We start from the raw sequence: 12,432 nt of genomic DNA on the forward strand, positions 1-12,432 counted from the left end.
GCTCCAGGCTCAGGAGCTGCAGGATCTGGCTTGAAGGCCCTCCCCGCATGGCTCAGGCCTGGATGCTGACGGGTGTTCCCTTGGGTGTGTTCTCAAACAGCCAGCGGGCATGGGGGCTGGGGATCCGAATGCAGCCGTGGCTCCGGGGCACGCCAAAGGCCTCATTGGCCTGCTCCTGCCAGGGGGCTCCGTGCATGCAGATCATTCCGTTCTGGGTGATGCACATCGCCCAGGGCACGTTGGGCGCGACATAGCCCCGGCCGCGCATGGTCACGCTCCGGTACTTGTCGTAGACCTGGCCAACACCCATCGGTGTGGGAGTGGAGCCTTTGCCAGTGCTGACCAGCACCGTGCGAACGAGCTCTTGCTGTTGGTTGTAGACGTAGAGCTTCTGGTCGGAGAGATCGACCACGATCGAGGCAATCAGTTCCACCATCGCGGGAGACCGCCGTCGGGCGGGGGACAGAACACCCCTCCTCTAGCGAGACTCGCCTGGTCTCGTTTTGAGACTGGCGGAAAGATTTTCGCTTCTGCCGGCCTGTAGGGTCGGATTACGGCAGTTGTTGCGATAACTCTTTGGCGTTGCCCGTCGTTGCCATTATTGGCCGCCCCAACGTGGGCAAATCCACCCTTGTGAACCGCCTCTGCCGTAGTCGCGAGGCCATCGTTCACGACGAACCCGGTGTGACCCGTGATCGCACCTATCAGCAGGGCTATTGGCGGGATCGCCATTTCAAGGTGGTCGACACCGGCGGTCTGGTCTTTGACGACGACAGCGAATTCCTGCCGGAAATTCGTGAGCAAGCGAACCTCGCCCTCTCCGAGGCTTCAGTTGCGGTTGTCATCGCCGATGGACAGCAGGGGCTGACGGCTGCAGATGAGTCCATCGCCGAGTGGCTGCGGGGGCACAACGTTCCGGTGCTTCTGGCGGTCAACAAATGTGAGTCCCCTGAGGCGGGCCTCGCCATGGCCGCCGAGTTCTGGAGCCTGGGACTCGGTGAGCCCTTCCCGATCTCCGCCATTCACGGCGCTGGGACCGGCGATCTGCTCGATCGGATGGTGGACCATCTGCCGGCCGCCGAGGAGTTGGAGGGGGAGGAGCCCATCCAGATGGCCATCGTGGGCCGTCCCAATGTCGGCAAGTCCAGCCTGCTGAATGCGGTTTGCGGCGAGAAGCGGGCCATTGTCAGTCCGATTCGCGGCACCACCCGCGACACGATCGACACCTCGATCGAGCGGGAAGGGAAGCCCTGGAAATTGCTGGATACCGCCGGTATTCGCCGCCGTCGTTCGGTGAACTACGGGCCGGAGTATTTCGGCATCAACCGCAGCTTCAAGGCGATCGAGCGCTCCGATGTCTGTGTGCTGGTGATCGATGCCCTCGATGGCGTCACCGAGCAGGATCAACGCCTTGCGGGCCGCATTGAAGAAGAGGGGCGCGCCTGTGTGGTGGTGGTCAACAAGTGGGATGCGATCGAAAAAGACAGCCACACCATGCCGGCCATGGAAAAAGAGCTGCGGGCCAAGCTCTATTTCCTGGACTGGGCTCCGATGCTCTTCACCTCGGCGCTGACCGGTCAGCGGGTGGAAAGCATCTTTGCGATCGCTGCCGTTGCTGTGGAGCAGCATCGCCGCCGCGTCAGCACCTCGGTCGTCAATGAGGTGCTCCGAGAAGCGGTCAGTTGGCGCTCTCCGCCCACCAGCCGCGGCGGACGTCAGGGCCGGATTTACTACGGCACCCAGGTGGCCGTTCGCCCCCCAAGCTTCACCCTGTTCGTCAACGACCCGAAGTTGTTTGGGGACACCTACCGTCGCTACGTCGAACGACAAATCCGTGAGGGTCTGGGCTTTGAGGGGTCGCCGCTCAAGTTGTTCTGGCGCGGTAAGCAGCAGCGCGATGCGGAGCGGGATCTGGCGCGGCAGCAGGCCAGGGGACGCTGAGGGCCTGAGCCGGCTTCAGCCCTGATGGATTGGTTGCGGCAGATCCCCATCGGCCAGTACGTCGATGGAACCAGCAGCTGGCTGCGGCTTCTCGATGCCCGCCTGAAGCTGGCCTGGACGGTGGCGTTTCTGCTGACGCCGATCCTGGCTGGACCCTGGTGGCGGCTGGCCCTGGTGGGCCTGTTGCTGCTGTTCACCGCCTGCAGTGGGCTGCCCTGGCGCCTCTGGCGCCGCACCCTTCCCTTGCTTCTTGTCCTCTCGGTGTTGGTGGGTGCCCTGGCGACGACCCTGCCGACGGGATCCCTGGCGCCTGCCTCCTTGAATCGTCCTCCCCAGGAATTGGAGTTGGGCTCCGATCAGCAGGGACTGCGTTGGGAGTTGCTGCGGCTGGGTCCGGTGCAACTGGGCCCCCTGCCGCTCGGTCCGTTGGTGGTGACCCGTCGCTCGGCGGAGTTGGGGATCAACAGCGCCACGCTCCTGTTCACGGTGATTCACAGCGCCAACCTGCTGCTGCTGACCACCCCACCGGAGGAGTTGGTCTGGGGCCTGAGTTGGTGCATCGCTCCCCTGGGTCGCCTGGGGGTTCCCGTGGAGCGGCTGGGCTTCACCTTGCTATTGGCTCTGCGTTTTCTGCCGCTGGTTCAAGAGGAGTTCCAGAACCTCCTGCGCTCCCTCGCCACCCGTTCGGTCAACCTGCGGCGCTTGGGCTTTCAGGCGTCAGTCGGCCTGGTCCTGGCCTTGGGGGAGCGGTTGCTGGCCAACGTTTTGTTGAGGGCGGAGCAGGGGGCGGAGGCCCTGTTGGCCCGGGGCGGTCAGTGGATGGCCCCCTCACAACTCCTGCGCTCCAGGCTTCGTGCCCCCGTGCTTCAGGCCTTCGGCTGGATGGGCTTGCTTGCTGTTCTGGTGCTGCGCTGGCGCTTCGGTGCGCTTTGATAGACGGTTGGCCGACCTTGGCGTGTGAGCAACGAGCGCTATCTCAATCACCCCACCTTTGGCTTGCTCTATCGCGTCGCCGAGACGGGCGATGGCCGGGAGGTCTACGCCACCCTCTACGCCCAGAGGATGTTTTTTCTGGTCACGGTGCAGGGCCGCAGCGTCGAATTTGAGGTGATCCCCTTGATGGATGCCCGCCATCTGGCCGAGCAAAATCTCAATCGCGCCCGCCGAGAAGGTCCCGAGGTGCATGCCAGCTGGCGACAATTGTTCGACAAGACCTTCATCTAGCCGTTGGGCATCTAACTGTTGGGCACTTCCCCTGCTGCAGATCGTCTTGCAGCCCTGTCTGCACAGTTGCCCTCCCACACCCGCTTGTTGGCGGTGAGCAAGGGCCACCCCGCCAGCAGCATTCGCGCGTTGGTGCAAGCCGGGCAACGCAGCTTTGGTGAAAGCCGCCTGCAGGAGGCCACGGCGAAGCAGCAGGAACTGACCGATTGCGTTGACCTGGATTGGCACTTCATCGGCCGTCTGCAGGCCAACAAGGTGCGGCCGGTGCTGAAGCAATTCAGCGTGATTCACTCCGTGGACTCCTTGAGCCTGGCCGAGCGGATCTCGCGGATTGCAGGAGAGGAAGGGCTGCTGCCCTCCATCTTTCTGCAGGTCAAGCTGCGCCCCGATCCCAACAAAGGGGGCCTCTCCGTTGAGGAATTGGAGCGGGAATGGCCGCGGCTTCAGCAGCTGCCGCACCTGCGGATTGTCGGTCTGATGACCATGGCTCCCCTGGAGGTGGAGGGGGCAGAGCGGGCGGCGTTATTTGCGGAGTGTTCGGCTCTTGCCCAGCGCCTGGGTCTGGCCGAATTGTCGATGGGAATGAGTGGTGATTGGCCCGAGGCTGCCGCCGCTGGGAGCACCTGGGTCCGGGTGGGTTCAGCCCTCTTTGGTCCGAAGCTTTGAAACCGGCATGAAAGCCAACAATGATCCGCTGAAACCCTTGTCACCGCTCGCGTGGGACGCTATCTAGGTTGAAAGCCAAATCCGAGGTTTCACGGTGTCGTTGTTCTCCCGCCTGCGTGCAGTTGTTTCCGGAGACGATTACCTCGACGGTTATGAGGACGACGATCTCGATTACGACCAGGGCGACATGCCTGAAACCAGTGGTTCGACACCCTCTGGGGCACTCGCTCTGACCAGCGATTTCGATGCCGTTGATCCCTTCGCTGGGAGCAATGTGATTGGCATGCCCGGCATCTCCACCTCGGCGGCTGAGGTCACCTTGATGGAGCCCCGCAGCTTCGACGAGATGCCTCGCGCGATCCAGGCCCTGCGTGAGCGCAAGACCGTGATCCTCAACCTCACGATGATGGAGCCCGATCAGGCTCAGCGCGCCGTTGACTTCGTGGCCGGCGGCACCTTCGCCATCGACGGACACCAAGAGCGCGTCGGCGAGAGCATCTTCCTGTTTGCCCCGAGCTGCGTCACCGTCACCAGCGCCGGCAGTGAAGAGGCCTCTGCCCCCACCGTGGCTCACCGCGAGAGCGTTGATGAGCCCCAGCAGGACATCGCCCCCACCCCCGCCTGGGGCCGTGAGTACGGCGCGAACGTCGGTTGAGCCTCACCTCCCCCTCGACCTTCGGGGTGATTGGCCTGGGCCGCATGGCCCAGGCTTTGCTATTTCCGTGGCTGGAGAGCGGCCTGGTGCAGCGTGCTTCGGTCCGCGCCGTCGTCGCCTCCCAGGTCTCGGCCCAGCGTCTACAGACTGAGCACGCGGGCCTTTCGGTGAGCGTCGATGGCCGTGAAGCCTGGGCGGCTCCGGTTGTGCTGCTGGCGGTGAAGCCTCAGCAGCTGGAGGCCGTGGCAGCCGCGGCTCCAGCCCCCGCTCCCGGTGCATCGCCGCTGCTGATTTCTGTGTTGGCCGGGCTGAAGCTCGAGCGTTTGCAGCGCCTGTTCCCCAGCTGGCGCGTGGTGCGCTCGGTGCCCAATACCCCCTGCTTGGTGCGCGCTGGCCTGACGGCCTTGGCCTGGGGCGAGGGTCTGGAGGCCGAGCAGAAGGATTGGCTGCTGGAGTTGTTTACCCAGGTGGGTGAGGTGCTGGAGCTGCCTGAAACGCAGCTCGATGCTTTCCTCGCGCTGACCTCATCGGGACCCGCCTTTGTGGCCTTGGTGGCTGAAGCCATGGCGGATGGAGCGGTGGCCTCCGGCCTGCCGCGGGCGCAAGCTCTGCACCTAGCCCATCGCACCTTGGCGGGGACCGCCGCGCTGTTGCATGAGCAGCAGTTGCATCCCGCCCAGCTCAAGGACATGGTGACCAGCCCGGGCGGCACCACCATTGCCGGGGTCCGCGCCCTCGAGCAAGCGGGGCTGCGGTCGGCCTTGATTGAGGCCGTTGTGGCCGCCGCAGAGCGCAGTCGCGCGCTCGGTTAGGCCTCTTTTTTCTTGTCCCCCAGGCGGGGCTCGGTGCCCGCAGCGATCCGGCTCAGGTTGCTGCGGTGCCTCCAGATCACCAGCACGGCCGCGACGATCGAGAGGCTCAGGTAGGCCGGACGGATCGCCTCTCCCAGGGAGGCGAAGCGCGCCAGCATCAGCAGAGGAAGGCTCAGGGCGGCGAGCACGCTCGAGAGGGAGACGATGCGGCTGACGCTGATCACCGTCAGGAAGACCCCGAAGGTGGCCAGGCCGACGGGCCAGGCCAGGCCCAGCAGCATCCCCAATCCAGTCGCAACGGCCTTACCCCCACGCCAGCCCAGCCAGATGGGCCAGATGTGGCCGGCCAACGCCGCTAAACCGGAGGCGACCACCCACCAATCACTCAGGGCGTTGGTGCCATCGGGCTGGAGTAGGGCTTTGGCCAGGAGCACCGCGGCGGTGCCCTTCAGCACATCGATCAGGAACACCACCAAAGCGGGGCCCTTGCCGATTTGGCGCAGGACGTTGGTGGCGCCGGTGGAGCCGGATCCCAGGGTGCGGATGTCGACTCCCTTGAGCCAACGCCCCGCCAGGTAGCCACTGGGGAACGAGCCCAAGAGGTAGGCCAGAACCAGGGTGAGCAGAGGCGCGATCACGAAGTCGGTCACAGCAGGTCATCCTCCAGGGCGAGCTCGGTGGGGCTGCCGGCAAAGGCGAGCCAGACCGGGAATTGCAAGATCGGCACCTCGACGGCCGGCTCGGCCGCGTCCACCACGATGAAGGGGAGTTCGCCGCGCTCCTCCAGGCGGTCGGCCCGTTCGATCAGGGCATCGGCGCGCTCGAAGAGAACAATGCCGCTGCTCGGCCCAAAGTCTTCGCGGTTCAGGCCCAGGCAATCCTGCAGGCCCCGGCGCCATTCCCCGAGCCGCTCGGGCATCCCCGCCAGCACCAAGGTCTGGAAGCGCTCGCCGTAGAGCTCGCCCAGGATCGAGATGGCGGCGGCGGTGGTCAGGGCATTGCGGTTGCGGCTGCCGCAGCTGGGTTGTGCTCCGCGGCCCCCTTGGGCCAGGAACCAGTCCTCCAACAGGGCCGCGCTGCCGGGCTCCAGGCTCCGGCGCAGTTTCCAGGGATCGGCGTAGAAGTCGGCCTGGCCTTGGAAGCTCTCGAGGCGATCGCGAATCAGCGCTTCGTCATTGCTGAACAGCCCCGCCGGTGCCGGAGCAGGGATCTCAGCCGCCGCTGTGGCTTGGGCTTCGGCTGCGGCTGCTTGATCCAAGGGAGAGGGCTGAACCACCAGGGGCTGGACCACCAGCTCCATCTGTTCTGCGGAGACAGCCAGTTCCTGGAGGGCTCCCACCAGATAGTCCTGGAACCCCTTCACCCGCCGGGCGATGGAGTCGGATTGGCCGGCAAAGCTGCTTTGGATCTCCTGCTGCAGTTGATCCCGCCGGCTGCTCAGCTCGCTGATCTCCTGCTGCAGGGCATCGCGCTGCTGCCGCAGTTCGCTGGTGGCAAGGGCCGTCCAGTCGTCTGGTTGTGTTGGGTTGGTGGCGTCGTCGCTCATGGCTGGGCGCTCACGTGGTGGTTGAGCTGCTCGCGCAGGCTGTTGGCATCAAACAACACGGGCAGGAAGTGAATGCTCTGCTGTTCACGGAAATAGAACAGCACAGGGAATGGCCCCCAGAACACCGTCCAATTGAGCCATTCGCTGTAGGGGAAGCGGCGTAGGACGCTCTCGCCCCGCCAGACGATCAGGGCCTCAGCGCAGAACTGCAGGCGCAGGATCTGGCTCTGGACCAGCAGGAATAGACCAAAGACGCTGACCAGCGCGGCGGCCCAAACGTTGAGCAGCAGGCAGGCCAAGCCCAGCAGCAGGACCCCCAGGGGCACCCAGATCCGCGGGGCCAGGATCGTGCCCTGATCAGGGTTCGGACCGGATCCAGTCACGGTTGCAGGACTCATGAACCGAAGAGCAATTGGGTCAGGACCACATCCATCAAGGACACGGTCACCAGGATCATCACCACGGCGCCAGTGGTGCTGGTGCCGACTTCCTTGGGGCCGCCCCGGGTCGTGAGGCCCCAGCCGCAGGCGATCACGGCAATCTGAAGGCCGAAGACACCGGCCTTCAGCAGCATCGCCGGCAGGTCCGAAGGCTGCATCCAGCCGCGCACGGAGGTCCAAAAGACATCCGGCGGGATGTTGTAGAGGATGGCGCTGCTGACTTGACCCGACCAGATCGCCACCCCGAAGAAGGCGAGGCATTGGACAGGGGTCATGACAACCATGGCCAGCAGACGCGGGACGACGAGGTACTGGACCGGGTCGGTGCGCAGCATCGTGATCGCGTCGATCTGTTCGGTGACCTTCATGGTCCCCAGTTGGGCGGCATAGGCCGTGGCCACCTTTCCGGTCACCAGGGTGGCGGTGAGGATCGGTGCGATTTCACGGGCCAGTCCCAGGGCCAGGATCCCGCCCACGGTTGATCCCGCGCCCTGCTTGACCAGCTCAGAGGCGGCCTGGATGTTGAACACCGTGCCTGCCGCCAGTCCGGTGATCAGGATGATCAGGAAGCTGCCGGGGCCCGCCTCCATCAATTCGGCGATGAGGTCATTCGGGTTGATCTGGCCCTTGGCCAGGGCCGAGACGGCTTGACCGCCAATCAGCAGGCTTTCCCCCAAGCGGGTCAGCCAGCGGGGGCGAAGCCAGGCGGGAAGGCGGCGGGCAGGCATGCGATGGGGTTGCTAGCTGGCTTGAAGATGCAGGCCCCTCTCGGGCCAGCGGCGCGTCACCACTAGCCCAAGAACCACCAACACTGCGGGAATGATGCCCATGCACAGCCGGATCGCCACTAGGGCGCTGGCTGGTTGGGCGGTGTTGGCGAGGGCTTCGTCGTAACCGCTGGCGCTGAGGACCATGCCCAATAGGGCAATGACGACGCTGATGCAGACCTTTTGGGCCAGGACCATCCAGGCGCTGTACTGCCCGGCTGGCTTCTCCGGGTCCGCGTCGATGGCATCGGGCAGCAGTGACCAGGGAATGAGATAGGCCGTCGAGGCGCCGATGCCGGCCAAAACGATGGTGACCACCAGCAGGACCAGCTTGAGCAGGTTGCCGGTGGCCAGCAGGGGCAGGCTGCTGTTCAGGGGCTGGAGCACCATCACGAGAAGGCAGCCGATGATCCAGAGCAGCCCCCCCTGGCGCAGGGCCTGAAGGCGTCCGGCTCGATGGGAGACGTTGTTCCAGAGCCAGAGCCCCCCAAGGGAGCTGAGCAGGAAGGGCAACAGGATCAATTTGCTCAGCCCCTCGGGCACCTGGAGCACGACCGGAAGGAAGAAGAGTGAGACGGCCTGCATCAGCTGCAGGGAGCACCAGAGCAGCAGATAGAGGGCCAGCACCATTAAGAAGCGGCCGTTCTGGGCCACCCGCCGCAGCAACTTGCGGGTGGTTCCGGGGGTGGGTTCAGGCCGTTGGCAATTGCGGGCGGCCGGCAGCAGGCCCCAACCGCAGAGCAGGCCCGAGAGGCTGATGATCACGCCTGAGACCAGGCCAACCGGCAGATAGGTGGAGGGATCACGAAGATCGCTCACCAGCACCCCCGCCAGCAGGGCCGCGGTTATCGTGGCCAGGATCGAGCCGGTGAAGCGGGAGGTGTTCAGCCGGGTCCGCAGTCCGACGTCGGTGGTGAGTTCGGCCGCAAGGGCTGTGTAGGGGAGATTGACGCAGGTGTAGAGGCTGTTGGCGACCACGGAGACCACCAAAAAGACCCAGAACTTGGTCCAGATGTTGTCCCAGGGGGGCAGCCACCACATCAGTGCCATGGAGGCACCCAGGGGAACGGCGCTCCAGAGGATCCAGGGCAGACGTGGGCCGAGTTTGGTGTTGACGGTCTTGTCGCTGAGCCAGCCGACGATCGGGTCATTGACGGCATCCCAAAGCCGTCCGAGCCCATAGGCCAGGCCGGCGAGCCAGGGGGGAAGACCCGCGGCGACGTAGAAGCGCAGTAAATAGAAGCCAATCAGGGAGGCGCCCATGCCCGTGCCGACGTCCCCGAGGCCATAGGCCCAGAGCAAGCGTTGACGTGGTCTGCCCCGCAGATCAACGGCATCGCTAGGGGCTTGAGGCGTGGCGGCCAAGGACGCTGTCCCGAACGCAGGTCATAATGCTCTAGTCAGCGCGAAACCCGATCCGCTGGCGTTCAGCACCGAACGCTTCTAGTGCGTTTGTACTGCTGCGGGCTTAGTTTAGTGGTAAAACCTCAGCCTTCCAAGCTGATGATGCGGGTTCGATTCCCGCAGCCCGCTTCCCTCTAGAAGCAGCTCTGCTCCACGAGCAGCACCAGGCTGCGGCTCTTCATGGCCTGGGTTGCACCGTTCCAGGCTTGGGGGTCGGCGGGTGCAGCATCGGCCTCAGCGGTGTTGATCACCTTGCGCCAGCCGTGATTCACCTTGGGCACCTCGAAACTCAGGTCCTCGCAGTAGGCGTTCATCCCGCACCAGATCAAGGGGCCCCGCTGACGGTCGTTGAGACTCCAGGCCAGGGTGTGGGACCAGCTGGCCCAATCGGGTTGTCCGAGTTTGGGGCCGTGCCATTGGCGAATGAGGTGTCCCGGCTGATCGAAGCGGGGGGACTTGGCCTCGGCATGGGGCACCTCGGGATTGAACAAATCGGCCCACTGGTGGCGGATCTGAATCAGCCGTTGCAGGAAGCGTTTGAGTTCGAGGTCCTCCGCGTCCGGTGCCCAATGCATCCAGCCGAGGATGTTGTTCTGGCACCAGGTGTTGTTGTTGCCGCCCTGGCTGCGGCGCACCTCGTCCCCCATCAGCAACATGGGAACCCCGGGGGCGAGCAGCAGGCTCGCCAGCAGGTTGCGCAGTTGCCGATTCCTTAGGGATTGGATGTCGGGGTCGCTGCAGGGCCCCTCGGCGCCGTGATTCCAATTGTTGTTGTGGTTATCCCCGTCGCGGTTGTCCTCCCCATTGGCCAGGTTGTGCTTACCGCCGTAGCTGACCAGGTCGTTCAGGGTGTAGCCGTCATGGGCGGTTAAGAAGGTGATGCTGCGCCCCAGGACGGCTGGTTGGCCGCCGAAGAGATCGGGACTGCTGCTCAGGCGTTGGCCCATGGCCCAGCAGCTCTTGTCATCTCCCTTCCAGAAGCGACGCACGTCATCGCGGAAACGGCCGTTCCAGCTGCCAATGCGCTTGGCAGGGAAATCGGCCAGGCGATAGAGGCCGCCGCAGTCCCAGGGCTCACTGACCAACTTCAGATCGGAGAGCTCGGGGTCGGCTTCGATCTCTTCAAACAGTGGTGGTTTGTCGAGGGGGGCTAGTTCTTCCCCGCGGCTGAGGGCGATGCCGAGGTCGAAGCGGAAGCCGTCGACCCCCAGCTCCAGGGCCCAGCAGCGCATCGATTCAAGAATCAGGCGCCGCACCAAGGGCCGGTTGGCAGCAATGGAGTTGCCGCAGCCGCTGACGTCGAGGTAATCGCCTTTAGCGTTCTGGTGGTAGTAGAGGCGGTCGTCAATTCCGCGCCAGCTCAGGGTTGGGCCGGCCTGGTTGCCCTCGCAGGTGTGGTTGTAGACCACATCCACCAGCACCTCGAGGCCGGCCTGGTGGCAGGCGCTCACCAGTTGCCTCACCTGATGGCGAATCTGTAGGGGATCGTCTCCCTGCTGGTAGCCGTGATGGGGGGCCAGCCAGCTGAGGGGGCTGTAGCCCCAGTAGTTCATGCGTCCCTCGGGTGCATCGTGGGGGTCGAACGCCATCACCGGCAGCAGTTCGACCGTGGTGATGCCGAGGTCCTTTAGATATGGAATGAGTTCGATTAACCCCAGGTAGGTCCCCTGGGCGTCCGGGGTGACCGGGCTGCCCTGGCCGCGGCTGAAGCCCCCCACGTGCAGCTCGTAAATCAGTGTGCGCTGCCAGCTGTGGCGCGGTCTAGGCGCCGCTTGGAAATCAAAGCGATCCCTCTCGGTGACGACCCCTTTGAGGCACTTCGCCGTATTCGGCATCCCGCCGAGGGCATCGACTCGGCTGTAGACATCCCACCCTGTGATGGCACGGGCACAGGGATCAAGGAGCAACTTGGACGGGTTGTAGCCGTGGTTTCCCGGTTGCAGGGGGCCAAAGACTCGGTAGGCGTAGCAGCAGCCGATGCCGACGCCCTCGACCTCCACGTGCCAGAGGTCGCCGGAGCGGTGGCTGCTCTTCAGCTCAATCGTTTGCTCGGGTTCACTGGCGTTGCCATCGCGAAACAGCAGCAGCTCAATCCGGCTGGCACTGGGAGCGGCCAGGGAAAAGTTCACCCCCCTGGGCGTCGCTTGCGCCCCAAGTGGCCAGGGCTGTCCGAGGTGGATCGAAGCCAACGGATCCTGGGGGCTGCCACCACAAGCTAAAGGTGGTGGAGCGGTTGTGGCCCGTCGTGAGTGAGGAGAGCCCCCAGCAGGCTGCATCCGGTTCGGTGTTTGCAGAGCCCTTGCCGGAAGGGCGCCCGCCGCGTCAGGTCCTCGAGAACCTTTGGCTCTTTGCCCCCAACCGCGACACGCTGGGGGGCTCGGCCTGGTGGCTGGAGACCCCGGAGTGGGAGGGATGCGCGGGTCTTCTGATCGACTGTCCAGGACTGAATCAAGCCAACCTGGCTTTTCTGCGGGAGCGCGGCCCGGGTCGACTGGTCTTGACCAGCCGTGATGGCCACGGCCGCACCCGACGCTTTCAAGAGGAGCTGCAGTGGCCGGTCTCCCTGCAGGAGCAGGAGGCCTACCTCTTACCGACCGTTGATGGACTCGAGCCCTTCTCGTCAGAGCAGTCCCTCGCCCCGGGATACAGCCTGCGCTGGACCCCAGGCCCGACCCCGGGCAGTGCCGTGCTGCTCGCTGATCGGGCATTCAATGGCGCGCCGCTGCTGTTCTGCGGGCGGCTGCTCAGTCCAGTCGCGTCGGGTGAGGCCCGTCCCCTGCGCACGCGCCGTTCGTTCCATTGGAGCCGTTGGTTGCGCAGCCTGGAGGCCTTGGGGGACTGGTTGCCCCGCTCCACGCCGGTTGCTCTGGCGAGTGGGGCTGGCTTGGGGGCCCTGCGGGGCGAGGCCTTGATCGCTGATGTTCAACAGCAGTTGCAGGCCCTGGACTGGGCTGCTTTAGAGGGCCAGGAGCCCGTC

The 12,432-nt window shown here is 64.9% G+C and carries 14 protein-coding genes and 1 tRNA gene; 8 read left to right on the forward strand and 7 right to left on the reverse strand.

The features are described from left to right. Positions 1 to 52 precede the first annotated feature (52 nt). Positions 53 to 436, reverse strand: coding sequence for a L,D-transpeptidase (locus CB0205_RS0105155; RefSeq protein WP_010315122.1), 384 nt, complete (start codon positions 434 to 436; stop codon positions 53 to 55). A gap of 140 nt (positions 437 to 576) precedes the next feature. On the opposite strand from CB0205_RS0105155, the gene der reads away from it, so the two are divergent. The 6 genes from der (at position 577) to proC (ending at position 5,298) form a co-directional block, all read left to right on the forward strand. Continuing rightward, positions 577 to 1,941 carry a ribosome biogenesis GTPase Der gene (der, locus tag CB0205_RS0105160; protein WP_010315124.1) on the forward strand — a complete coding sequence of 455 codons (1,365 nt, stop codon included), beginning with the start codon at positions 577 to 579 and terminating at the stop codon, positions 1,939 to 1,941. A gap of 24 nt (positions 1,942 to 1,965) precedes the next feature. Then, the gene (locus CB0205_RS0105165; protein ID WP_010315129.1) at positions 1,966 to 2,874 is read left to right on the forward strand and encodes a CbiQ family ECF transporter T component; all 909 of its coding nucleotides are present in this window, start codon (positions 1,966 to 1,968) and stop codon (positions 2,872 to 2,874) included. A gap of 24 nt (positions 2,875 to 2,898) precedes the next feature. Next, positions 2,899 to 3,165, forward strand: coding sequence for a PipX family protein (locus tag CB0205_RS0105170; RefSeq protein ID WP_010315131.1), 267 nt, complete (start codon positions 2,899 to 2,901; stop codon positions 3,163 to 3,165). An 18-nt stretch (positions 3,166 to 3,183) separates the two neighbouring features. Beyond that, on the forward strand, positions 3,184 to 3,831 hold the full coding sequence (locus CB0205_RS0105175; protein WP_043705494.1) for a YggS family pyridoxal phosphate-dependent enzyme: 648 nt from the start codon (positions 3,184 to 3,186) through the stop codon (positions 3,829 to 3,831). A gap of 94 nt (positions 3,832 to 3,925) precedes the next feature. Beyond that, positions 3,926 to 4,486, forward strand: coding sequence for a cell division protein SepF (locus CB0205_RS0105180; protein WP_029626127.1), 561 nt, complete (start codon positions 3,926 to 3,928; stop codon positions 4,484 to 4,486). Further along, entirely contained in the window at positions 4,483 to 5,298 is an 816-nt protein-coding gene (proC, locus tag CB0205_RS0105185; RefSeq protein ID WP_010315138.1) for a pyrroline-5-carboxylate reductase, read from the forward strand. The genes CB0205_RS0105180 and proC overlap by 4 nt, the downstream gene beginning before the upstream one ends. Here proC and plsY read toward each other — a convergent pair. Genes plsY through CB0205_RS0105210 form a run of 5 tightly spaced genes read right to left on the reverse strand, consistent with a single transcriptional unit; the run spans position 5,295 to position 9,353 of the window. Continuing rightward, positions 5,295 to 5,948: a glycerol-3-phosphate 1-O-acyltransferase PlsY gene (gene plsY, locus CB0205_RS0105190; protein ID WP_010315139.1), complete on the reverse strand. Its 654-nt coding sequence runs from the start codon at positions 5,946 to 5,948 to the stop codon at positions 5,295 to 5,297. The two genes, proC and plsY, sit on opposite strands and share 4 nt — an antisense overlap. After that, positions 5,945 to 6,844 carry a DUF3086 domain-containing protein gene (locus tag CB0205_RS0105195; RefSeq protein ID WP_010315141.1) on the reverse strand — a complete coding sequence of 300 codons (900 nt, stop codon included), beginning with the start codon at positions 6,842 to 6,844 and terminating at the stop codon, positions 5,945 to 5,947. The genes plsY and CB0205_RS0105195 overlap by 4 nt, the downstream gene beginning before the upstream one ends. After that, a complete protein-coding gene (locus CB0205_RS0105200; protein ID WP_071777941.1) occupies positions 6,841 to 7,242 on the reverse strand; it encodes a DUF3119 family protein in 402 nt (133 codons plus the stop codon). Before CB0205_RS0105200 ends, CB0205_RS0105195 begins: the two co-directional genes overlap by 4 nt. Continuing rightward, positions 7,239 to 8,012, reverse strand: coding sequence for an ABC transporter permease (locus CB0205_RS0105205; RefSeq protein WP_010315145.1), 774 nt, complete (start codon positions 8,010 to 8,012; stop codon positions 7,239 to 7,241). The genes CB0205_RS0105200 and CB0205_RS0105205 overlap by 4 nt, the downstream gene beginning before the upstream one ends. A 12-nt stretch (positions 8,013 to 8,024) precedes the next feature. Beyond that, positions 8,025 to 9,353: an MFS transporter gene (locus tag CB0205_RS0105210; protein WP_010315147.1), complete on the reverse strand. Its 1,329-nt coding sequence runs from the start codon at positions 9,351 to 9,353 to the stop codon at positions 8,025 to 8,027. Between the two features lie 160 nt (positions 9,354 to 9,513). Between CB0205_RS0105210 and CB0205_RS0105215 the strand changes: the two genes are divergently transcribed. Next, positions 9,514 to 9,584: transfer RNA gene (locus CB0205_RS0105215), tRNA-Gly, on the forward strand. A 5-nt stretch (positions 9,585 to 9,589) separates the two neighbouring features. Here CB0205_RS0105215 and CB0205_RS0105220 read toward each other — a convergent pair. After that, a complete protein-coding gene (locus CB0205_RS0105220; protein WP_029626128.1) occupies positions 9,590 to 11,644 on the reverse strand; it encodes a glycogen-debranching protein in 2,055 nt (684 codons plus the stop codon). Positions 11,645 to 11,676: 32 nt separating this feature from the next. On the opposite strand from CB0205_RS0105220, the gene CB0205_RS14280 reads away from it, so the two are divergent. Next, positions 11,677 to 12,432, forward strand: a 756-nt coding sequence (locus CB0205_RS14280) for a hypothetical protein (RefSeq protein ID WP_198001904.1), incomplete at its 3' end; no start/stop codon positions are given.

The organism is Synechococcus sp. CB0205 (genome assembly GCF_000179255.1).
Taxonomy (GTDB): Bacteria; Cyanobacteriota; Cyanobacteriia; order PCC-6307; family Cyanobiaceae; genus Vulcanococcus.

What these genes read in the sequence shown, in the direction of transcription:
- CB0205_RS0105200 (WP_071777941.1), bottom strand. Translation starts at nt 7,242, where the DNA reads ATGAGTCCTGCAACCGTGACTGGATCCGGTCCGAACCCTGATCAGGGC.
- CB0205_RS0105205 (WP_010315145.1), bottom strand. Translation starts at nt 8,012, where the DNA reads ATGCCTGCCCGCCGCCTTCCCGCCTGGCTTCGCCCCCGCTGGCTGACC.
- CB0205_RS0105165 (WP_010315129.1), top strand. Translation starts at nt 1,966, where the DNA reads ATGGATTGGTTGCGGCAGATCCCCATCGGCCAGTACGTCGATGGAACC.
- CB0205_RS0105195 (WP_010315141.1), bottom strand. Translation starts at nt 6,844, where the DNA reads ATGAGCGACGACGCCACCAACCCAACACAACCAGACGACTGGACGGCC.
- CB0205_RS0105155 (WP_010315122.1), bottom strand. Translation starts at nt 436, where the DNA reads ATGGTGGAACTGATTGCCTCGATCGTGGTCGATCTCTCCGACCAGAAG.